This window comes from Streptomyces sp. NPDC058086, from assembly GCF_042885015.1.
Taxonomy (GTDB): domain Bacteria; phylum Actinomycetota; class Actinomycetes; order Streptomycetales; family Streptomycetaceae; genus Streptomyces.
Genome location: NZ_JBHVST010000075.1, coordinates 1 through 19,438, shown reverse-complemented (window position 1 = coordinate 19,438; position 19,438 = coordinate 1). Strand labels below are relative to the sequence as shown.

The 19,438-nt window shown below is 70.8% G+C and carries 22 protein-coding genes and 1 tRNA gene; 18 read left to right on the top strand and 5 right to left on the bottom strand.

The window, feature by feature from the left end:
- Positions 1–37: 37 nt before the first annotated feature.
- The 3 genes from ACFVWD_RS40010 to ACFVWD_RS40000 all read left to right on the top strand — a co-directional run bounded on the left by ACFVWD_RS40010 (position 38) and on the right by ACFVWD_RS40000 (position 2,782).
- A complete protein-coding gene (locus tag ACFVWD_RS40010; protein WP_389602890.1) occupies positions 38–946 on the top strand; it encodes a phosphorothioated DNA-binding restriction endonuclease in 909 nt (302 codons plus the stop codon).
- A 79-nt stretch (positions 947–1,025) separates the two neighbouring features.
- Positions 1,026–1,682: an RNA polymerase sigma factor gene (locus ACFVWD_RS40005; RefSeq protein ID WP_389602889.1), complete on the top strand. Its 657-nt coding sequence runs from the start codon at positions 1,026–1,028 to the stop codon at positions 1,680–1,682.
- Positions 1,679–2,782 carry a CU044_5270 family protein gene (locus ACFVWD_RS40000; RefSeq protein ID WP_389602888.1) on the top strand — a complete coding sequence of 368 codons (1,104 nt, stop codon included), beginning with the start codon at positions 1,679–1,681 and terminating at the stop codon, positions 2,780–2,782. The genes ACFVWD_RS40005 and ACFVWD_RS40000 overlap by 4 nt, the downstream gene beginning before the upstream one ends.
- Before the next feature lie 18 nt (positions 2,783–2,800).
- Here the strand turns inward: ACFVWD_RS40000 and ACFVWD_RS39995 are convergent, their stop codons facing one another.
- From ACFVWD_RS39995 to ACFVWD_RS39985, 3 genes are read right to left on the bottom strand one after another with little or no spacing between them, the layout of a single operon-like run.
- Positions 2,801–4,822, bottom strand: a complete 2,022-nt coding sequence (locus ACFVWD_RS39995; RefSeq protein WP_389602887.1) for a copper resistance protein CopC — start codon at positions 4,820–4,822, stop codon at positions 2,801–2,803.
- Positions 4,823–4,864: 42 nt separating this feature from the next.
- Positions 4,865–5,533 carry a GNAT family N-acetyltransferase gene (locus ACFVWD_RS39990; RefSeq protein WP_389602886.1) on the bottom strand — a complete coding sequence of 223 codons (669 nt, stop codon included), beginning with the start codon at positions 5,531–5,533 and terminating at the stop codon, positions 4,865–4,867.
- Positions 5,523–7,634 (bottom strand): penicillin acylase family protein, encoded by a 2,112-nt coding sequence (locus ACFVWD_RS39985; RefSeq protein ID WP_389602885.1) that lies wholly within the window; start codon positions 7,632–7,634, stop codon positions 5,523–5,525. Before ACFVWD_RS39985 ends, ACFVWD_RS39990 begins: the two co-directional genes overlap by 11 nt.
- 78 nt (positions 7,635–7,712) lie before the next feature.
- On the opposite strand from ACFVWD_RS39985, the gene ACFVWD_RS39980 reads away from it, so the two are divergent.
- The 5 genes from ACFVWD_RS39980 (at position 7,713) to ACFVWD_RS39960 (ending at position 10,558) form a co-directional block, all read left to right on the top strand.
- A complete protein-coding gene (locus ACFVWD_RS39980; protein ID WP_389602884.1) occupies positions 7,713–8,438 on the top strand; it encodes a siderophore-interacting protein in 726 nt (241 codons plus the stop codon).
- 36 nt (positions 8,439–8,474) lie between these two features.
- Positions 8,475–9,059: an HhH-GPD-type base excision DNA repair protein gene (locus tag ACFVWD_RS39975; protein ID WP_389602883.1), complete on the top strand. Its 585-nt coding sequence runs from the start codon at positions 8,475–8,477 to the stop codon at positions 9,057–9,059.
- Between the two features lie 181 nt (positions 9,060–9,240).
- Positions 9,241–9,885: an HdeD family acid-resistance protein gene (locus ACFVWD_RS39970; RefSeq protein WP_389602882.1), complete on the top strand. Its 645-nt coding sequence runs from the start codon at positions 9,241–9,243 to the stop codon at positions 9,883–9,885.
- A gap of 165 nt (positions 9,886–10,050) precedes the next feature.
- On the top strand, positions 10,051–10,341 hold the full coding sequence (locus ACFVWD_RS39965; protein WP_389602881.1) for a hypothetical protein: 291 nt from the start codon (positions 10,051–10,053) through the stop codon (positions 10,339–10,341).
- A 70-nt stretch (positions 10,342–10,411) separates the two neighbouring features.
- On the top strand, positions 10,412–10,558 hold the full coding sequence (locus tag ACFVWD_RS39960) for a hypothetical protein (RefSeq protein WP_389602880.1): 147 nt from the start codon (positions 10,412–10,414) through the stop codon (positions 10,556–10,558).
- A 152-nt stretch (positions 10,559–10,710) separates the two neighbouring features.
- Here the strand turns inward: ACFVWD_RS39960 and ACFVWD_RS39955 are convergent, their stop codons facing one another.
- Positions 10,711–12,315, bottom strand: a complete 1,605-nt coding sequence (locus ACFVWD_RS39955) for a helicase HerA-like domain-containing protein (protein WP_389602879.1) — start codon at positions 12,313–12,315, stop codon at positions 10,711–10,713.
- Between the two features lie 105 nt (positions 12,316–12,420).
- On the opposite strand from ACFVWD_RS39955, the gene ACFVWD_RS39950 reads away from it, so the two are divergent.
- Entirely contained in the window at positions 12,421–12,717 is a 297-nt protein-coding gene (locus ACFVWD_RS39950; RefSeq protein ID WP_003999914.1) for a type II toxin-antitoxin system VapB family antitoxin, read from the top strand.
- Between the two features lie 200 nt (positions 12,718–12,917).
- Positions 12,918–13,571 (top strand): LytR C-terminal domain-containing protein, encoded by a 654-nt coding sequence (locus ACFVWD_RS39945; protein ID WP_389602912.1) that lies wholly within the window; start codon positions 12,918–12,920, stop codon positions 13,569–13,571.
- A gap of 151 nt (positions 13,572–13,722) precedes the next feature.
- Here the strand turns inward: ACFVWD_RS39945 and upp are convergent, their stop codons facing one another.
- Positions 13,723–14,358, bottom strand: a complete 636-nt coding sequence (gene upp, locus ACFVWD_RS39940) for a uracil phosphoribosyltransferase (RefSeq protein WP_101403573.1) — start codon at positions 14,356–14,358, stop codon at positions 13,723–13,725.
- A 96-nt stretch (positions 14,359–14,454) separates the two neighbouring features.
- Here upp and ACFVWD_RS39935 point away from each other — a divergent pair, with 96 nt between their 5' ends.
- From ACFVWD_RS39935 to ACFVWD_RS39900, 8 genes are all read left to right on the top strand, one after another.
- On the top strand, positions 14,455–14,772 hold the full coding sequence (locus ACFVWD_RS39935) for a hypothetical protein (RefSeq protein WP_389602916.1): 318 nt from the start codon (positions 14,455–14,457) through the stop codon (positions 14,770–14,772).
- A 253-nt stretch (positions 14,773–15,025) separates the two neighbouring features.
- A complete protein-coding gene (locus ACFVWD_RS39930) occupies positions 15,026–15,568 on the top strand; it encodes a hypothetical protein (protein WP_389602911.1) in 543 nt (180 codons plus the stop codon).
- A gap of 176 nt (positions 15,569–15,744) precedes the next feature.
- Entirely contained in the window at positions 15,745–16,176 is a 432-nt protein-coding gene (tadA, locus tag ACFVWD_RS39925) for a tRNA adenosine(34) deaminase TadA (protein WP_389602910.1), read from the top strand.
- Positions 16,177–16,250: 74 nt separating this feature from the next.
- Positions 16,251–16,335 (top strand) — tRNA-Ser (locus ACFVWD_RS39920).
- A 152-nt stretch (positions 16,336–16,487) separates the two neighbouring features.
- Positions 16,488–16,667, top strand: a complete 180-nt coding sequence (locus ACFVWD_RS39915; protein WP_389602878.1) for a hypothetical protein — start codon at positions 16,488–16,490, stop codon at positions 16,665–16,667.
- Between the two features lie 40 nt (positions 16,668–16,707).
- Positions 16,708–17,001, top strand: a complete 294-nt coding sequence (locus tag ACFVWD_RS39910; RefSeq protein WP_389602877.1) for a Dabb family protein — start codon at positions 16,708–16,710, stop codon at positions 16,999–17,001.
- 202 nt (positions 17,002–17,203) lie between these two features.
- Positions 17,204–18,112, top strand: coding sequence for an RNA polymerase sigma factor SigF (locus ACFVWD_RS39905; protein WP_389602876.1), 909 nt, complete (start codon positions 17,204–17,206; stop codon positions 18,110–18,112).
- Between the two features lie 244 nt (positions 18,113–18,356).
- Entirely contained in the window at positions 18,357–19,265 is a 909-nt protein-coding gene (locus ACFVWD_RS39900; protein WP_054235068.1) for an RNA polymerase sigma factor SigF, read from the top strand.
- Positions 19,266–19,438 lie beyond the last annotated feature (173 nt).

Sequence of the window (19,438 nt, the reverse complement as noted above, 5' to 3'; positions counted from 1 at the left end):
CGCGACCGCGTTGGCTGCACCCGTACGATCACCCGTCATGGAGGACTGGCTGGAGCGCGCGGCGAAGCTGAGGCAGTGGACCGGCAACGGCGTCCGCGCCCCGCACAAGCCCCTGCTCCTCCTCTACGCCCTCGGCCGGTTCCAGCGGGACGCCGACGGCGAGTTGCGCTACAGCGCGGTCGAGGAAGACCTGAAGCGGCTGCTGGCCGAGTACGGTCCCGCCAACCGGACGACACCGGCGTACCCCTTCCACCACCTGGTCGGCGACGGGGTGTGGGAGGTGCGGACCGACCGCGGGCCCGGCAGCCCCGGCAGCGGGGTGCGGGAACTGCGGTCGACGGGCGCGGCGGGACGGCTGGCGCCGGAGCTGCGGGCGGCGCTGCGACGCGAGCCCGCGCTCCTCGGCCGGATGGCCCGGATCCTGCTCGACCTGCACTTCCCGCCCTCGCTCCACGACGAACTGTGCGAGGCCGTGGGCCTGGAGTGGGAGCCGGAGGGGTCGGCGCCCCTGCCGGGCGCGGGGCCTCGGGACCGGCGCCGGCGCGACCCGCGGATGCGGGAGCTGGTCCTGACGGCGTACGAGTACCAGTGCGCGTTCTGTGGGTACGACGGCCGGATCGGGGCGGTGCCGGTCGGGCTGGAGGCCGCGCATGTGCGCTGGTGGGCGTTCGACGGGCCGGACGACATCGACAACGGTCTGTGCCTGTGCTCGCTGCACCACAAGCTGTTCGACAAGGGCGTCCTCGGCATCGGGGACGGGCACCGCATCCTGGTGTCGCAGCGCTTCGTCGGGCGGAGCCCGGCGGCCCGCGACCATGTCATCGCGCTGGCGGGCCGTCCGCTGACCGGCCCCCAACCGGGCACCGCGCCCGTCGCCGCGCACCACCGGACCTGGCACACCCGACAGGTGTTCCACGGAGCTCCGCGCCTTGCCGCGCCGGCCTGAACCGCACACGGCGGGGTGTGACGCAGGTCACGGGAAGTCGGTGTGGAGTGCCGGACAGCTCATAGGGGTGAGCATTGATATGCGTACCCGGGTACGGGCCGGGGAATCGAGCGCCTTCGCGGAGCTCTTCGACAGTTATGCGCGCGCGGTCTACAACCATGCCTTCCGGCTGACCGCCGACTGGTCGACGGCCGAGGACGTGATGGCCGCGACCTTCCTGGAGGCATGGCGGCTGCGCGAGAGGGTCGACCCCGAGGGCGGCTCGCTGCGCCCCTGGCTGCTGGGCATCGCCACCAACACCGCGCGCAACCAGTACCGGAGCAACCGGCGTTACCGGCAGGCGGCCCAGGCCGCCGCCGCGGCCGAGCTGTCGGTGCCCGACCACGCCGAGGACGTGGCCGGGCAGGTCGACGACCGGCGCCGTCTCGCGACCGCCCTCGCCGCCCTCGCGAAGCTGCGGCCCCCGGAGCGCGAGGTCATCGCGCTCTGCCTGGGGGAGGGCCTGGACTACGAGGCCGCGGCGGAGGCGCTGGGGATTCCGGTCGGCACGGTCGCCTCCCGGCTCTCCCGCGCCCGCAAGAAGCTGCGCACCCTCACCGACCCCGGACCGGCGCGCCAAGAACCCGGACCGCCGCTGAAAAAAGTTCGCGGAAGACGGGAAGGCAGCCGCCTCGACCGACAGATAACAGGCGATCGCACCCAAGTGATCCGGCCCGCACAGGAAGGAAACCGATGAACGAGAACACGCCCCGGCAGAGTCCGGCCGAGCGGGACGAGAGCACCCAGCAGCTCCTGTCCCGCACGGCGCGCGATCTCCCGGCGGGCCGTCACCAGTTCCACAAGGAGCGCCTGATGGCCCAGATTCACCAGATCCAGCAGGAAGAGCGCACGGCAGCCGCCGAGGCGGTGGCCCCGGCGCGGACCCGGCGGCCCAGGCTGCCGCGTCCGGCGATCACGCTGCCCGCGCTGGCCGCCGCGCTGGCCGGGACGGTCGTCGCCGTCGTGGCGATGAACGACGGCGGCGGGGTCAGGGACGGCGGTGTCGCCACCGGACCCGCCCTCACCACCCACATCGGTGCCGCGACCACCAAGGGCGTCCCCCAGCTGCTGGGCCAGATCTCACTGGCGGCGGCCGAGACCAAGGGCGGCCACCCGGCCGTCGAGCCCGGCCAGTACATCTACATAGAGTCCAAGACGGCCGACACCTTCGTGAAGACCGTCGACGACAAGAGCAGCCTCGCCAGCCACGCGCTGCACACCCGCAAGGTCTGGCAGTCCCCCGACGGCACCAAGGGCTGGCTGATCGACCCCGCCTCCAGCGACGACCCCGCGGGGGAGACCCTGAGCCTGCCCGACGAGCAGGGGAACGCCCTGGTCGGCGGCCTGAACCACCCCACGTACGACTACCTGGCCAAGCTGACCACCGACCCCGATCAGCTCCTGGCCGAGATCTACAAGGAGACCAAGGGCCACGGCAACTCGCCCGACCAGGAGGCGTTCACGACCATCGGTGACCTGCTCGGCGAGAGCTATCCCCCGGCGAACCTCTACCCGGTGCTGTTCAAGGCCGCCGCGAAGATCCCCGGTGTCGTCGTCGTCGACGACGCGGTGGACGCGGTGGGACGGAACGGAGTCGCGGTGGCCCGGCTGGACGAGACCAGCGGTCAACGCGAGGAGTGGATCTTCGACAAGAAGACCCATGTCTTCCTGGGCGAGCGCTCGGTCCAGGTGAAGCAGAGCACCGGCGAGGACGCCCTGATGACGCCCGGCACCGTGACCTTCACCAGCGCGATCCTCAAGCGGGCCGTCGTCGACGGCATGAAGCAGACCCCGTGAGCCGACGCGGTGGCCCCGTCAGCCGATCTTCACGGTCTTCGACACCGTGACCTGGTCGATGTCGGTGGTGCGGACGGTGACCTTCATGGTCCAGGTGCCGGCCACCGGGAGGGTGACGCCGTCCGCGGCCCAGTAGCCGCCCTTGTCCGCCAGCTCGGCGTCGATCGGGCCGATCTGCTGGGATTCCAGAGTGAAGGTGAGGCGCAGCTCGGGCACGGTGGCGAAGCCGCCGTCGGAGCCGTAGATCACGGCCTGCACGGAGTTCTCGCCGACCCGGCTCGGTGTCAGTTCGATCTGCACCTTGCCGTGTCCGCCCTTCGTGCCCACGTCGAACGGGATCGTCGTCGTCGAGGCCGTGGTCTCCCCGGCGGCCGCGATCGCGGAGGCCGCCGCGGCCTCGGTGGCCGCGCGGCCCGGCTGGGTGCCGGTGAGCAGGGTGGTGATCACCAGCACGACGACGCCGACGACGACCTCGACCAGCACCGAACGCCGCAACGCCCGCCGGTACCGGTCGGTCTCGTCCGAGGCCTCGTCGGAAGCCTGACCCGAGGCTTCGTCGGAAGCCTTGCCCGGGCTCTTGTCGGAAGTCCCGTCGGAGGGCTCGTGATCCGGATCCGATGCACCGCCGTCCGATGCGCCGCCGTCCGACAGGCCGCCGTCCGACGGGCCGGCCGCCTCCTCGACCCGTACGTCGGCGGGGGCGGCCGAGGCCCCCACCGTCTGCGGCACCCGTTCCTCCACCGGCACCGGCGCCGCTGTCCTTGTCTCCTCCGCCGCGAGCATCAGCCGCCCGGTCCAGCGCCGCGAGGCCCCCGCCCCCGCCAGCAGCACCAGCACCGCCACCAGCTTGGCGACGAGAAGTCGGCCGTACGAGGTGGAGGTGAGCGCGTCCCAGGAGCCGAGGCCGCGCCAGGACTGGTAGACGCCGGTGACGACCAGGACGGTGACCGAGGCGAGGGCGAGGCGGGAGAAGCGGTTGACGACGGCCGCGGGGAGCGGCTCGGCCGACCGGTACAGCGCGGTGAGCAGGGCCGCGAGGCCGCCCAGCCAGACCGCCATGGACAGCAGATGCAGTACGGAGGAGACCATCGCCACGGGGACCTGGATCCCGGCGGACGCGTGCTCGGCGACGGCCCAGGTGACGGCGAGGGAGACGGTGAGCAGCCCGCCGAGCGCGAGGACGGCCCGCCCCCGCGCCTGCTCGCGTACCGGATAGAACACCGCCGCCCCGAGCAGCACCAGCCGCGCCAGCAGGGCCAGTCCCGGCCTGCTGGTCAGGGTCTCGCTGAGGACGGACGGGTCGAAGGCGTCCGCCGGGCCGCTGCCGCGCTCGTAGGGGCCGCGCAGGAGCAGCAGCGCGACGGTGGACCCGGCCAGGATCCACCATCCGATGAGGAGCAGTCGCCGCACCGGGCCCGGGAACCCGCAGACCAGGACGAAGGTGGCCGCGCCGATGAGGAGGGCCAGGCCGCCGTACGCGAAGTAGCGGGCGGTGTCGTAGAACGTGCCCGCGACGGTGTTCCCGGAGGCGTCGACGAGGACGGGCGGGGCGGTCGCGGAGGGTTTGCCGATGGAGAAGGTGAAGGCGCCGGAGACCGGGTGGCTGTCGGCCGAGACGACTCGCCACGCCACCGTGAAGGTGCCGGTGCCCAGGCCCTTCGGCAGGGTCACACGGGCGGTGTCGGAACGGTCGCCCGCGTGCCCCGGATCGCCGGTGTGCACGCGCCGGTTGTCCGGGTCGAGCACGCGGAAGGAGTCGTCGAGGAGCCCGATGGACTCGCTGAAGGACAGCGTCACCTCGGTGGGCGCCGTCTTCAGCACGCTGCCGTCCTGCGGATCGGTGCCGGTCAGCGCGGCGTGGGCGGACGCGCCGCCGACACCGCCGAAGAGCAGCAGGACCAGCACCGTGCCGAGCAGTGCGAGCCCTTGGGCGATCCGCCGTCGGCCGCGCCGTCGGTCCCGCTGTCCGCCTCCGCGTACGCTCACACGCCGTCTCCGTCGTCTCCGCGGCGTCCGCACAGGCCTGAGCGGGCTCCGCATTTCCAGAGTCACGGATACGTACGGACGAATCCGGCGCCGTGCTCACTCTCCCGGCGAGGAGCCCACCGGGGAACCCGCCGACGAGCCCAGCGGGGAAACCCCTGCGAGGGCCGCCTCCCGCGTCAGGAAGGCCAGCCGGGCCCGCTTCTCGGGCAAGTAGACCTCGGGAAGGTCGATTTCGGGAAGCACGATCTCCGGGCCGGGTACGAAGCCCTGCCGGACCAGGCGCGTGATCGCCTTCTCGTTGCGCGCGTCGGGTTCGACCACGACCCGCTGCCGGTCGAGGCCGATCAGCACGTACACGGTGAACGCGGTCAGCAGCGCGGACGACCAGCCCGCCCGGCCACCGCCGGACCCCGCGGGGCCGATCAGCAGGTGGACGCCGATGTCGCCGGGCTCGACGGCGTAGCACTCGCTGACCCGGTCGGCCTCGGGCTCGTACGTCTGGAAGAGCGCGGCGGGCTCGCCGTCCTTGACCGCGAGGAAGGCGTGGTGGGTGTCGAGCGAGTCCAGGTGGACGTACGTCTCCAGCACCTGCTCCTTCGTGAGCCCGTTCATGCCCCAGAACACGGCACGCTCCTCGCTCACCCAGCGGTGAATGACGTCCAGGTCGGCGTGCGGGTCGACGGGCAGGACGCGCACGGTCCCGAAGCCGTCGATCTTGTACTCGTGCACGGCCTCGCGGTCGGCGTCGTACGGCTCACTGCTCATGGTCGTCCTCAACCTTCTCTGTCTCCTGCTCCTGTGTCAGCCGGCTCCAGTCGGTGACGACCGGGGCCAGTTCTCCCTTGAGCCACAAGGGGAGTTGGTCGCGGTGGTGGGCCGAGCCCGGGACCCCCGAGGCGCCGAAGGGGACCACCCAGAGGCTCTGGTCGCGGTCGGCGAGGTCCCAGACGTAACGGGCCGCCGGGCCGCGCGCGCTCAGGTCGGTCAGGCCGGGGACCGTCGAGGTGCACAGCACGCAGTCGTGGTCTCCGGAGAGCCCCGGTTCGTCGTACAAGGTGGTCGTGAGCGCGCGCCAGGGCGCGAGGCGGTGGGTGTCGCCCCAGACGCCGAGCGGTTGCGCGGCCGCCTCCTCGACGGCCTCGCGGACGAGGGCGGCGCGGTCGATGCCGTACAACTCCTCGGCCTTCAGCAGGTGTTCGAGGGCGAAGCCGACGCGGGGGAGGAGGGCGAGCCAGGGGCGGAAGACCTCGGGGTACGCGGGCGGGTCGGCCAGCGCGGCGAAGGCGGGGTGCGCGGCGAGCCGCCGTACGACCGCGCCGCGCACCGCGGAGTAGGCGGCCGCCGCCATGCTGTCGGCCGTCATCCGGCGGTCCCAGCCGAGCAGCCAGTCGCGCAGGGCCTTCGCCTCGATGCCGAGTCCGTCGAGGGCGGCGAGGTGGCCCATCAGGGGTGCGGCGGAGGCCAGATGGGTGTCCATGTGGATGTCCGCCATGTCCTGGGCCGACCACTTCGGCCGTTCGCCGAGGAGCTGTCGGATCCGGGCGGCACGGTGCGGCGGGGCGAACTCGACGCCGAGCGGGGTGGCCGGACCGCGCTGGTTCGCCATCACGGCGACGCCGTCCTCGACCGTCCCGTACGGCATTTCGTGCCAGCCGAGCCATTCGTGCCCGGGCTCCCAGGCGGCGACGATCCGGGTGCGGTTGTCCGCGCCGCGGAGCGGGACCCGGCCGGCGACCCGGTGCAGTACGCCGCCCTCGGTGTCGGCGGCCTGGACGACGTTCACGGGCTCGGCCCAGTGGTCGAACGCCCGGTCGACGTCGGCGACTTCGCGGGCCCGCAGGAGGGGGAGGAGCGCGCTGAAGCCGAGGTCTTCGGTGACGCGGGGCGGGTAGCGGAGGCTGATGGGTTCGACGCCCTCGGTCGTCTCCGCTCCCCCGATGACGACCGGTCCGCGCGGGGTCTCGACGACCTCGACCTCGACGGGTTCACCGCCCGCCACCTCGACCGTCTCCATGTGCCGGGCGATGGCCCGCCACTCCCCGTCGGGGTCGAGCGCCTCCCATCTGTCCGTGCCCTCCGGTCCCTGGGGTCCGACGCGTCGCAGTCGTTCCCGGTACAGGTCCTGGTAGTCGGCCATCGCGTTGGTGATGGCCCAGGCGACCGTGCCCGTGTGGGCGAAGTGGGCGATGCCCGGGACGCCGGGGACGGCGAGGCCGACGACGTCGAACTCGGGGCAGGAGAGGTGGATCTGCTGGTAGACGCCGGGGTCCTCGATGAAGCGGTGGGGGTCGCCCGCGATGACCGGCTGCCCGGTACCGGTCCGCTCGCCCGTGACGAGCCAGCCGTTACTGCCGGAGGTGCCGGGACCGTCGGCGGCGAAGAGGTCCACGGCCTCCGGTCCGATCCGGCGGACGACCTCCTCCCTCCACAGCTTGGCGGGGAAACCGGCGAAGAGGATGTGCGCGCCGAGCCAGACGCCGAGCGGGGTCCAGGGCTCCCAGCGCCCCGGGGCAAGCCCGGTCTCCGCGAACTCCGGTGCGCGCCTGGCGCCTTCGGCCAGTGCCTCGTTGACCCCGTCGACGTACGCGACGACCCAGTCGGCGGTCTCCGGATCCCGTCTCTCCAGCGCCGCGAAGCAACGTCTCGCGGTGTCGTCGAGCCGGGCCCGGCGTGCGAACCGGTCCCAGCCGACGGCCTCGGCGCCGAGGAACGCGGCGGAGGTGCCCTGCGAGCGGTGCCGTTCGACCTCCAGTTGCCAGGCACGGTCGAGGGCGGTGACACGACCCTGGGCACGGGCGAGGGCGAGGGCGCCGGTGGCGCGCAGGTGGGGGATCCCCCAAGGGTCACGGTAGAGCTCGGCGGTCACAATCCATCCCCACTTTTATCAGGTTAGGCTAACCTAACTTCCATTGGGGCGAAATCGTACGCGAGGGGTGGAGAGCCGATGGGCCAGGGGCACGGCTGGGAAGGCGCGGTACTCAAGCTGCTGCGCGGCAAGAACTTCGAGTTCACGGTGACCGGAGCCGAGGACATCACCCCGCGCTACCGGCGCCTGCGCCTCACCGACGGCGGCATGCTCGCGGCGACCGGAGTCCACCCGACCATGTGGGTCCGGCTGTGGTTCGACAACGCGGGCAAGCCGCACCAGCGGGCGTACACCCTGGTCGACCCCGACCCGGCGAACGGCACCTTCGGGCTGGAGTTCGCACTGCACGAGGGGCGCGCGAGCGACTGGGCGCGGGCGGCGAAGGCCGGGGACACCATCGAGGCCACGGTCCACGGCACCGCGTTCACGGAGCCGGACCCGGCCCCGTCCCACGTCTTCGCCGTCGCCGACTCGGCCTCCCTCCCCGCCCTCAACTCCATCCTGGAGGCGGTGGGTACGGTCCCGGCGACGATCTGGTTCGAGACGGACCACGGCACGGACGGGCTCCCGCTCCGCACCCGCCCCGCACTCCACGACCTGCGCCCGGTCCCGCGCCGGGGTGCCCCTCTCGTCACCCGGGTCAAGGAGTCCCTCGCTGACCTCCTCAAGGGCCAGCCCTCCCCCTACGTCTGGATCGCCTGCGACACCACCACGACCCGGGCCCTCACGACGTACGTCCGCAAGGAACTCTCCGTCCCGAGGCAACGGGTGAACGCCATGGGCTACTGGCGCACGGAGGCCTGAGAGGCGTTCCGCACCCTCACGCGGGATCATCGAGGCATGGACGTCAGCCTTCACATCGCCCAGGATCCCGAAGCGGACGCGCTGCTCAGCCGCAGTCCCCTCGCCGCCCTGACCGGGATGCTGCTGGACCAGCAGGTGCCGATGGAGTGGGCGTTCAAGGGGCCGCGCACGATCGCCTCGCGCATGGGTGCGGACGAGTTGGACGCGCACGAGATCGCCGTGTACGACCCGGAGAAGTTCGCCGCGCTGCTCACCGCGAAGCCCGCCGTGCATCGCTATCCCGGGTCCATGGCCAAGCGGATCCAGCAACTGTGCCAGTACCTCGTGGAGCACTACGACGGGGACGCGGCCAAGGTCTGGGAGGGCGTCAAGACCGGCGAGGAACTGCTGCGGCGGCTCAAGGAACTGCCCGGCTTCGGCGCCCAGAAGGCCCAGATCTTCCTGGCCCTCCTCGGCAAGCAGTTCGGTGTGCGGCCCAAGGGCTGGCGCGAGGCGGCGGGGGCGTACGGCGAGCCGAACTCCTTCCGCTCCGTCGCCGACATCACCGACCCGGACTCCCTGGCGAAGGTCCGCGCCCACAAACAGGAAATGAAGGCCCAGGCGAAGGCCTCCGGCAAGTAGCCCCATTCGCTCGCCCCTCGAACACCGGGCAACCCGGAGGCTTTAGGGGCGCGGGGAACTGCGCGACCAGCCCCCGCCCACCCGCAGCCGACGAACTCACCACAGCGGGGGTGCGGACCGCAGGTCCGTCGGATGGGTCACCGCGGTGGCGGGGCGGCCCCGCCCGGCCAGAGCATGGAGCATGAGTGAGGTACCGAACGCTCCCCACCACGGCCCGCGGTACGACGACCGCCACATCCACGACCGCGAGCCACACGTCACCCCCGAAGGCCCCCTGCACCTCATCGCCCGCAGCGCCTGGCAAGCCGTCCTGCTCGCCGGCATCGCGGCCTTCGTCCTGGGCGTGCTGGTGCTGGTCTGGCCGGGCGCCTCCCTGCTCGCCGCGGGCGTGCTCTTCGGCCTCTACCTGCTCTTCAGCGGCGTACTCCAGCTCGTCGCCGCTTTCGGCACCCACGTCGCGACCTCGCTGCGCGTCATGGCCTTCATCAGCGGTGCCCTCTCGATCCTGCTCGGCCTGTTCTGCTTCCGGGGCCCGATGCAGTCGACCCTCCTGCTCGCCCTGTGGATCGGCATCGGCTGGCTGTTCCGCGGCATCACCCAGACCCTGGCCGCCGCGTCCGACCCGACCGTGCCGGCCCGCGGCTGGCAGATCTTCCTCGGGATCGTCAGCTTCCTCGCGGGGATCGTCCTGATCGTGTCCCCGTTCACCTCGGTCGCCGTCCTCACCCTCGTCGGCGGCTGCTGGCTCATCGCGGTGGGCGTCACGGAAATCATCACCGCGTTCGTGATCCGCGGCCGCGCCAAGCACATCCCGGCCGTCGTCTGACCGCACGACGAGTCCACGCCGTACGTCAACTCCGCGCCTCACCCGTAGCCCATGAGGGCGGACCTGGCCGCCGACCCGATGAACCACCCACTCCGGATGGGGACACGACCTCCTATGAGCCCCTCTCCGCACCGTCGGCCGCGCCCGTCGCACCGGCACGCGTGGATGCGGGTTCTGACGCTCCTCGTCGTCACGATCCTCGCGGCGGGCGCCCATGTCGACGCCCTCGCCCCGACCCCCGTCGTGGCCTCCGCCGAAACGGACTGTGGCGCCGAACACGACGTACTCGACACGGCACTTCGCCCGCCCGCCCGGCAGGACCACCGCCCCCTCAACCCGCTGCGCCCCGCACCGACCGCTCCCGACGGCCCGGAGCCGGCGCCCCGCCCCCGTCGCGTACCGCCGTCGCACTCCCGCACGCTGCACGCCCTGCGCTCAGTGGTCCTGCGCTGCTGACAGGCCCGGCCCGGCCTCCGGACCGTCCCCACCAGCCAGTCAGTGAACCAGCGAACGCAAGGACACAGTCATGACCACCGACCCGTACGCGGTCCTGCGCGCCCTCCTGCGCGCGGAAGCCGTCCGCAACACGCCCAAGCCGCAGCCCGAGTCCAGGCCCGCGCCGGACGCCCGGCAGGCGCGGACGCCCTCGCCCAAGGAGCATGGAAACAGCTAGGCACAACGGCCAGGCACAACCGAGGGAAAACCGAGGCGAGCGCCCCGACCGCGTGCGGGGCGCTCGCCTCACTTCCTGTCAGCTGTCAGCTGACAGCTGACAGCTGACAGCTGACAGCTGACAAACACCGACTACCAACTACCGGCTGGCGGCTACCGTCTGCGCCGAGCCGTTCCGAAGAGGGAGCGGGTGATCTCCCTGCCGATCTGCGTGCCCACCGACCGTGCCAGGGACTTGAAAATGCCGCTGCCGACGACCTGTTCGACGACCGAGGGTTCCTCCTTCACCCGGCCACCGCCCTTCGCGGGCGCCCGCCCGGCCTCCGGAGCCGCCTGGGCGGCGGCCTGCGCGGCTGCCGCGTCCCGCGCCGCGAGCTTCTCGTACGCGGACTCGCGGTCGACCGCCTGCGCGTAGCGCCCGTACAGCGGGGACGCCTGCACCGCCCGGTCCAGCGCGGCCGGATCGACGGGGCCCATCAGGGACTGCGGGGCCCGCAGCCGGGTCGCCGCGACCGGCGTCGGCGCGCCCTTCTCGCTCAGCACGGTCACCACGGCCTCCCCGGTGCCGATGCCGGTGAGGACCTCCTCCAGGTCGTACGCGGAGTTGGGGAAGGTCTTCACCGTGGCCTTCAGCGCCTTCTGGTCGTCCGGTGTGAAGGCACGCAAGGCGTGCTGGACACGGTTTCCGAGCTGGGCGAGGACGTCGGACGGCACGTCCTTCGGAGTCTGCGTCACGAAGAAGACGCCGACTCCCTTCGAACGAATGAGCCGCACGGTCTGGGTGATCGACTCCAGGAAGGCCTTCGACGCGTCGGTGAAGAGCAGGTGCGCCTCGTCGAAGAAGAAGACCAGTTTCGGCTTGTCGATGTCGCCGACCTCCGGGAGGTCGTGGAAGAGATCGGCGAGCATCCACATCAGGAAGGTCGAGAAGAGCTGCGGTTTGTCCTGGACCTCGGCGAGTTCGAGGACGGACACCGTCCCGCGCCCGTCCGAAGCCGTCCGCAGCAGCTCGCTCGTGTCGAACTCCGGCTCCCCGAAGAACGGGCTCATGCCCTGCGCCTCGAAGGCGGTCAGGGAGCGCAGGATCACGCCCGCCGTCGCGGGCGACAGGCCACCGATACCCTTCAGCTCCGCCTTGCCCTCGTCCGAGGTCAGGAAGGTGACGACGGCCCGCAGGTCCTTGAGGTCGAACAGTTCCAGACCCTTCTGGTCGGCGTAGTGGAAGATCAGGCCGAGCGACTGCTCCTGGGTCTGGTTGAGCTGGAGCACCTTGGACAACAGGACCGGGCCGAAGCTGGTGACCGTCGCCCGTACGGGGATGCCCTTGCCCATGCCGCCGAGCGCGTAGAACTCGGCCGCGCAGGCGGTCGGCGTCCACTCCTGGTGGACCTCCTGGGCACGCGCCAGCACCTTGTCGTTCGACACGCCCGGCGCCGAGATCCCGGAGACATCACCCTTGATGTCGGCGAGGAACACCGGCACGCCCTGCGCGGACAACTGCTCGGCGATCAGCTGCAGCGTCTTGGTCTTGCCGGTGCCGGTGGCTCCGGCGACCAGCCCGTGCCGGTTGAGCACGGGCAGCGGAATGCGGATCCGTGCGTCCGGCAGACACCGCCCGTCCCAGAGCAGAGCGCCCAGGTCGAGCGCGGGTCCGGAGAACGCGTAACCGGAGGCGATCTCCAGGGCCTCCTGGGAAAGCCCACGGACGCCGCTCACACCTTCGGGTGCCACCGCGGGAGGTGCTTCGCTGTCGCTCATATCAGGACCCTGTTCCCGGTTTGCACTGATTTACGGCGTCTTTTCCAGCGTCGCACTACGTCGCCATGGCTGCGCCCGGAAGGTCTGGGCCGGTAGGCTTTCCGTGTGATCTTCAAGCGCATCGGAAACGGACGGCCGTACCCCGACCACGGCCGGGAAAGCACCCGGCAGTGGGCGGACGTCGCGCCGCGCCCGGTCCGCCTCGATCAACTCGTGACGACCAAGGGCCAGCTGGACCTGGAGACCCTCCTCGCCGAGGACTCCACGTTCTACGGCGACCTGTTCGCGCACGTAGTGAAGTGGCAGGGCGACCTGTACCTCGAGGACGGCCTCCACCGCGCCGTACGCGCCGCGCTGCAACAGCGCCAGGTGCTCCACGCGCGTGTGCTCGAACTCGACTGAGACGACTTCGGCCGAGACGAACTCGACCGAGGCAGACTCGGCCGAGACCGGGCGCAGGGACGCGAGAGCCTCTTCGCGGCCCGGGATCCCCGCTCGTTGACCCTTTTGGGTTGGACTGAGCCTCGAACGATGATCATTTAGTAGGAATCACCGCCGCGGCACACTACGCTGCGCCCATGAGCATGCTCACTCCCCCTGGCATGGGCGGCCAGTACCGGATCACGGGGGACAAATACCCACGGATGCGCCGACCCCGGGGGCGTCGCAGGCTCGTGTTCCTGGTCGTCGCCTCCGTCACCGCGCTAGGGCTGATCGGGTGGGGAACCCTGCAGCTCATCGATGTCTTCACGGGCAAGGGCGACAAGGCCACGGCGGCCGGTGCGAAGGACGACTGCACGTCCAAGGCCGGCCCGTCGGCCAAAGCGACCACGGCGTCCACTGCCTCCACGACGTCCACCGCGGCCGGGACCCTTCCCAGGCCCGGACAGATCACCGTCAACGTCCTCAACGCCACGCCGCGCAGCGGGCTCGCCAAGCAGACCGCGGACGAGCTGAAGAAGCGCGGGTTCCGCATCGGTGACGTGGGCAACGCGACGGCCACGTACGACAAGAAGGTCAACGGCGCCGGGATACTGCTCGGCGCCAAGGGGGCCGCACAGGCCGCGCTGCCGGTACTGGGCACGCAGCTGTCCGGCGCCGAGGTGAAGACGGACGGCCGCGCCCAGGCCGACCGGGTCGACCTGATCATCGGCACCAGCTTCAAGAGCCTCACGAAGAAGGAGGACGCCGACAAGGCCCTGGCCACCCTGTCCGGGCCCCAGCCGGCCGCGTCCGCCTCTCCGAAGAACTGCTGAACAGCCGAGAACAGCGAGGGCTGTCGGCAGCCCCGTAGGGCCGCCGACAGCCCTCGTGAGACCGCTGAGGGCCCAAGGGACGGCTCAGGGCCCCATAGGGCCGCGACGGTCCCGCGTAGGCCCGTCGCAGGTCCCGCCGAGGTGCGGGAACCTACTCGGCCGCCCCGTACATCCGGTCCCCCGCGTCGCCCAGCCCCGGCACGATGTAACCGTGCTCGTTGAGCCGTTCGTCGACCGACGCGGTCACGACCGTCACCGGCGTGCCCGCGAGCTCGCGCTCCATGACCTCGACGCCCTCCGGGGCGGCGAGCAGCACCACGGCGGTGACGTCGTCGGCGCCGCGCTTGATCAGTTCCTGGATCGCCGCGACGAGCGTGCCGCCGGTGGCCAGCATCGGGTCGAGGACGTACACCTGGCGCCCGGAGAGGTCGTCCGGCATGCGGGTCGCGTACGTGGACGCCTGGAGCGTCTCCTCGTCGCGCACCATGCCCAGGAAGCCCACCTCGGCGGTCGGCAGCAGCCGCACCATGCCGTCGAGCATGCCGAGGCCCGCACGCAGGATCGGCACGACCAGCGGGCGCGGGTAGGACAGCTTGACGCCCGTGGTGGAGGCGACCGGGGTCACGATGTCGACCTGCTCGGTGCGCACGTCCCGGGTGGCCTCGTAGGCGAGCAGGGTGACCAGCTCGTCGGCGAGCCGCCGGAAGGTCGCGGAGTCGGTGCGCCGGTCGCGCAGGGTGGTGAGCTTATGGGCGACCAGGGGGTGGTCGACGACGTGGAGACGCATGCCCATAACAGTAGCCGTGCCCCCGTGTCCCTCGCGCTGGCATCAAACCGCCCGTCAGGGGGAAAGCGGTAGGGACGGACCTGGGGTGGTGGGCCTATGCCGGACCGGGAAAAGGAGTCCCCGGAGCAGCTGGAGCGACTCGGACGAGCCGAGGGGGCCGAACCCGCCCAACGGCCCGGACGACTTCGCCGCGTCGAACAATCCGAACGGTCCGGGCGGGCCGAACGGGCCGAACCAGCCGAACCGGCCGAACGGATCGGGCAGCCGGAGACGGACGCCGAGCGCCGGCGGCGCCGGGCCCAGTTCCTCCGGGACCTGACCGAGGCGCGCGAGCTGCGCGACCGCGTCCAGCCCCGCCGCGCCAAGGTCGCCCGCCTCCGTCACGCCATGCGCATGCGCACCTTCCGTTGGTAGCTCCTTTTGCAGCTCCTTGGTGATCCGCCCACGCCGTGAGGGCGGGGACATGCACACACGACGCCGAGGGCCGCGTACGATCCGCTGGTAGCGATCAAAAGAGGCAGACACAGCAGGCCGAAGACGTCCCCTGAACGCTCTGTTTCTGCCACGATTCCGAGTGGGTGGGGTCTCGGAGCAGCACTCCCCGCCCAATCGACCTCCGCCGGGGGGACCCCCAACCGGCACGCCTATGACCAGTGGGAGAGTCACGGTGTACTTCGCCGCACTGCTCGCGCGCACCGAAGACGGGTGGGAAGCGAGCGACACAGAGCTCGACGATGTGGAGACCCTGTCGGATCTGACCGATCTGGCCCGTGAAGCCTCGGAGGAGGACACGGTGCTCGTACTCATCGAGCAGGAGGACGCGTGGTTCGGCGTCGTCCGCGTGGACGGTGAGGAGGACCCTCGCATCTACGTCTCGGACGCCGCAGCCGCTGCCCGCAGCTCGTACGGCGAGATCCTGCTCACGGACGAACTACTAGGACGGGAGCCCGGCGACGACGACGCCGACCTGGACTCCCTCGACCTGGACGGCACCGAGGACGGTGAACCCGACGACGCAAGCGACTCCGAGGACGACGAGGAGGAGAGCGTCTCCGGCGAGATCGTCTCGCACAGCCCCGTCGGGGACCGCGAGATCCTCGCCGACCTCGGTGTGAGCGAGAAGGAACTGCTCGCCCTGGACGAAGGCGACGCGCTCAGCACGATCGCCGAAGCCCTGGGAGCGGCGGAGGTCCTGGAGACCGTCCGCTAGGACCTGATCCGCCGGACAGGTCCTAGGACCCGATCCGGAAGGCAGGTCCCGGCTCCCGCGGCTTCCGGGGGAGGCGGTTTCCCGGGCGAGCCCGATAGATTTCCCGGGTGAGCCCGACAAAAGAGACCTTTCCAGCAGATCCGGCAGATCCGGTACGCGACCGCTGGCGGGCCGCGATGCGGCTCGCCCTGGACGAGGCCCACCGGGCCGTCCAGGGCGGGGATGTTCCCGTCGGCGCCGTCGTGCTGTCCACGGACGGTACGACGGTGCTCGCGACCGGACACAACGAACGCGAGGCCACGGGCGATCCGACGGCGCACGCCGAGGTGCTCGCGATCCGCGGGGCCGCCCAGCGGCTCGGCGAGTGGCGGCTGGCCGGCTGCACGCTCGTCGTCACCCTGGAGCCCTGCGCGATGTGCGCGGGCGCACTCGTCCAGTCCCGGGTCGACCGGGTCGTCTACGGCGCCCGCGACGAGAAAGCGGGCGCGGCCGGTTCCGTCTGGGACCTCGTACGCGACCGCCGGCTCAACCACCGCCCCGAGGTGATCGGGGGCGTACTCGATGACGAGTGCGCGAGTCTGCTCACCCGTTTCTTCCGCGACCGCTGACCCCACGGGGCGGCGGGACCGGCGGCGGGAAACGGATTTCAGACCATGGCCCACCTTGGGGTAGGGTCTCCCTCGGTAGCGTGTCCGAGCGGCCGAAGGAGCTCGCCTCGAAAGCGAGTGTGGCGCAAGTCACCGAGGGTTCAAATCCCTCCGCTACCGCTTGAGAAGGGCCCCGTCGCAAGACGGGGCCCTTCGTGCGTACGGCAAAGGACCTCGGCCAGCGGGCCGTTGGTCCAAAAAAGTGGGGTGAAGGTTACACTCGCCGCCGGCACAGGGGGCCCAGTGGGCGCAGCAGTCACAGGGAGGCCGCGATGGCGGTGAATTCGAAGAAGATCGCCATCTACATACTCGTGGTCTTCGCGCTGTACGTGATCATCACGGATCCGGCGAAGGCGGCCGACTACGTCCAGATAGGGTTCGAGGGCATTTCGACCGCCGCCCGGTCCATCGGCGACTTCATGACGTGGATCGCCGACGGGGCCAAGAACTGATCGGCCGCCCCCGCACGGCCCGTACCACCAGGGAGTACCCGTGATCCGCCATCTGGTCCTCTTCAAGCTCAACGAAGGCGTCGAGCGTGACGACCCCCGCGTCGTCGAGGGCGCGGCCGCCTTCCGCGCGCTCGGCGATCAGATCCCCGAGCTGCGGTTCTGGGAGTGCGGCTGGAACATCACCGACCGGCCCGTCGCGTACGACTTCGCGATCAACTCCGCGGTCGACGACTCCGACGCCCTGAAGCGGTACTTGGAGCATCCCGCACACCAGGCGGGCGTCGCGCTGTGGCGCGAGTTCGCGACCTGGGTGATCGCCGACTATCCGCTCTGAACCGATCCGAGCCGACGCGCTCTGGGCCCCTCGCCGGAAACCGGTGGGGGGCTTTTCCGCTTCTTATGCCCCAACTCTCCCTAAATCCTGTTCAACACGGGGTTATCCGGTGCTTGCACACAGTGCACATGTCTTGTGATGCTATGACCGCTTTTGACGGATGAGTTGATGGATCTGACGGATCATGGAGGTGGAGTTGACCGTGCCGGCCAGTACTGCGCCTCAAGCACCGCCACAGGAAATCCCCAAGGAACACATCACCACGGAACCCATCGCCCAGGAACGCGTCACCCCCGAGCAGATCGCCCCTGAGCACATCGCCCACGAACGCGTCACCCCTGAGCGACGCCGCGGCGCCGACACCCGGGCCCTCACGCAGCTGCTCTTCGGCCAGCTCAAGACGCTGGAGCCGGGCACCACGGAGCACGACCGCGTACGTGGGGCGCTCATCGAGGCGAACCTGCCGCTCGTGCGGTACGCGGCCGCCCGCTTCCGCTCCCGCAACGAGCCGATGGAGGACGTGGTCCAGGTCGGCACCATCGGCCTGATCAACGCGATCGACCGCTTCGACCCCGACCGGGGCGTGCAGTTCCCGACCTTCGCGATGCCGACCGTCGTCGGCGAGATCAAGCGGTACTTCCGCGACAACGTCCGCACCGTCCACGTACCCCGCCGACTGCACGAGCTGTGGGTGCAGGTGAACAGCGCGACGGAGGACCTGACGACGGCCTTCGGGCGCTCCCCCTCGACCGCCGAGATCGCCGAGCGGCTGCGCATCACCGAGGAGGAGGTGCTGTCCTGCATCGAGGCCGGACGCTCGTACCACGCGACCTCCCTCGAAGCCGCCCAGGAGGGTGACGGGCTGCCCGGACTGCTCGACCGGCTCGGCTACGAGGACCCGGCCCTCGACGGAGTCGAACACCGTGACCTCGTCCGCCATCTCCTCGTACAACTGCCCGAGCGCGAGCAGCGGATCCTTCTCCTGCGCTACTACAGCAATCTGACGCAGTCACAGATCAGTGCCGAGCTGGGAGTCTCCCAGATGCATGTGTCAAGGCTGCTCGCCCGGAGCTTCGCACGGCTGCGATCCGCAAACAGGATCGAGGCGTAACCGACAAGAGCGAATCGCTCAACGTCTCCTTTTCCGACAGTTCAGCGCTGAAAAACCGTCAGACCCCCCTTTTCCAGGGCCGATTCACCCCCTCCATGTCGACATGTCACTACAGCGTGTTGCCGACATGTGACATTCTGCCGGAAGAGCGTTTGGCGCAGCCCCGCCTCCGGTATTCAGGTGGAGGCTGCGTTCCTCCGACGGGAGCGTCCGCCGCTACCGTCCGCGACCCAAAGGGGGTGGCATGTCCGCAGACCAGGGCAGCTCGAAGGTGCTCACGCTCACGAAGAGCGAATCCGCGCCCGACGCGCTTCACGATGTCCCGGCCCTCCCGGCCCCCGATGCCGCTCCGGCCCTCGAAGCCGTCCCGGCGGCCCCCGAGACCTCGGGAGCCATCGACACCCGCACCCTGTCCCGCTCCCTGTTCCTGCGGCTCGCCGCACTCGGCGAGAACAGTCCCGAGCGTGCCTACGTCCGGGACACCCTCATCGAGCTCAACCTCCCGCTCGTGCGGTACGCGGCAGCCCGCTTCCGCTCCCGCAACGAGCCGATGGAGGACATCGTCCAGGTCGGCACCATCGGCCTGATCAAGGCGATCGACCGCTTCGACTGCGAACGCGGCGTGGAGTTCCCGACGTTCGCGATGCCGACGGTCGTGGGCGAGATCAAGCGGTTCTTCCGTGACACCTCGTGGTCCGTCCGCGTCCCGCGGCGCCTCCAGGAGCTGCGCCTGGCCCTCACCAAGGCCAGCGACGAGCTCTCCCAGAAGCTCGACCGCTCCCCGACCGTCGCCGAACTCGCCGCGGTCCTGGGCGTGTCGGAGGAGGACGTCGTCGACGGCCTCGCGGTCGGCAACGCCTACACGGCCTCCTCCCTCGACTCCCCGGCCCCCGAGGACGACGGCGGCGAGGGCTCCCTCGCGGACCGCCTCGGCTACGAGGACACCGCCCTGGAAGGCGTCGAGTACCGCGAGTCGCTGAAGCCGCTGCTCGCCAAACTCCCGCCCCGCGAGCGCCGGATCATCATGCTGCGCTTCTTCGCCAACATGACCCAGTCGCAGATCGGCGAGGAGGTCGGCATCTCACAGATGCACGTCTCCCGCCTCCTCACCCGCACCCTGGCCCAGCTCCGCGAGGGCCTGATCTCCGACTGAGACCCCCTGCTCGACCCTTCATAATTGACGGATCGTCAGCCACACTGGCGCGATGCGTCGAGCGACTTGGCTCCGTGGCCGTCGAGGCGCCCTGGTTGGGGCCGCGGACGGGGTTGTGGGGCTGGGTGCCGTAGATGGCGGGGGGCGGGCCCGTGGGAGCCGCGGTGGGTAAA

What these genes read in the sequence shown, in the direction of transcription:
- ACFVWD_RS39900 (WP_054235068.1), top strand. Translation starts at nt 18,357, where the DNA reads ATGTCCGCAGACCAGGGCAGCTCGAAGGTGCTCACGCTCACGAAGAGC.
- ACFVWD_RS39955 (WP_389602879.1), bottom strand. Translation starts at nt 12,315, where the DNA reads ATGAGCGACAGCGAAGCACCTCCCGCGGTGGCACCCGAAGGTGTGAGC.
- upp (WP_101403573.1), bottom strand. Translation starts at nt 14,358, where the DNA reads ATGCGTCTCCACGTCGTCGACCACCCCCTGGTCGCCCATAAGCTCACC.
- ACFVWD_RS39945 (WP_389602912.1), top strand. Translation starts at nt 12,918, where the DNA reads ATGGGCGGCCAGTACCGGATCACGGGGGACAAATACCCACGGATGCGC.
- ACFVWD_RS39960 (WP_389602880.1), top strand. Translation starts at nt 10,412, where the DNA reads ATGACCACCGACCCGTACGCGGTCCTGCGCGCCCTCCTGCGCGCGGAA.
- tadA (WP_389602910.1), top strand. Translation starts at nt 15,745, where the DNA reads ATGCGGCTCGCCCTGGACGAGGCCCACCGGGCCGTCCAGGGCGGGGAT.
- ACFVWD_RS40005 (WP_389602889.1), top strand. Translation starts at nt 1,026, where the DNA reads ATGCGTACCCGGGTACGGGCCGGGGAATCGAGCGCCTTCGCGGAGCTC.
- ACFVWD_RS39975 (WP_389602883.1), top strand. Translation starts at nt 8,475, where the DNA reads ATGGACGTCAGCCTTCACATCGCCCAGGATCCCGAAGCGGACGCGCTG.
- ACFVWD_RS39935 (WP_389602916.1), top strand. Translation starts at nt 14,455, where the DNA reads ATGCCGGACCGGGAAAAGGAGTCCCCGGAGCAGCTGGAGCGACTCGGA.
- ACFVWD_RS39990 (WP_389602886.1), bottom strand. Translation starts at nt 5,533, where the DNA reads ATGAGCAGTGAGCCGTACGACGCCGACCGCGAGGCCGTGCACGAGTAC.
- ACFVWD_RS39970 (WP_389602882.1), top strand. Translation starts at nt 9,241, where the DNA reads ATGAGTGAGGTACCGAACGCTCCCCACCACGGCCCGCGGTACGACGAC.
- ACFVWD_RS39915 (WP_389602878.1), top strand. Translation starts at nt 16,488, where the DNA reads ATGGCGGTGAATTCGAAGAAGATCGCCATCTACATACTCGTGGTCTTC.
- ACFVWD_RS40010 (WP_389602890.1), top strand. Translation starts at nt 38, where the DNA reads ATGGAGGACTGGCTGGAGCGCGCGGCGAAGCTGAGGCAGTGGACCGGC.
- ACFVWD_RS39965 (WP_389602881.1), top strand. Translation starts at nt 10,051, where the DNA reads ATGCGGGTTCTGACGCTCCTCGTCGTCACGATCCTCGCGGCGGGCGCC.
- ACFVWD_RS39995 (WP_389602887.1), bottom strand. Translation starts at nt 4,822, where the DNA reads ATGCGGAGCCCGCTCAGGCCTGTGCGGACGCCGCGGAGACGACGGAGA.
- ACFVWD_RS39980 (WP_389602884.1), top strand. Translation starts at nt 7,713, where the DNA reads ATGGGCCAGGGGCACGGCTGGGAAGGCGCGGTACTCAAGCTGCTGCGC.
- ACFVWD_RS40000 (WP_389602888.1), top strand. Translation starts at nt 1,679, where the DNA reads ATGAACGAGAACACGCCCCGGCAGAGTCCGGCCGAGCGGGACGAGAGC.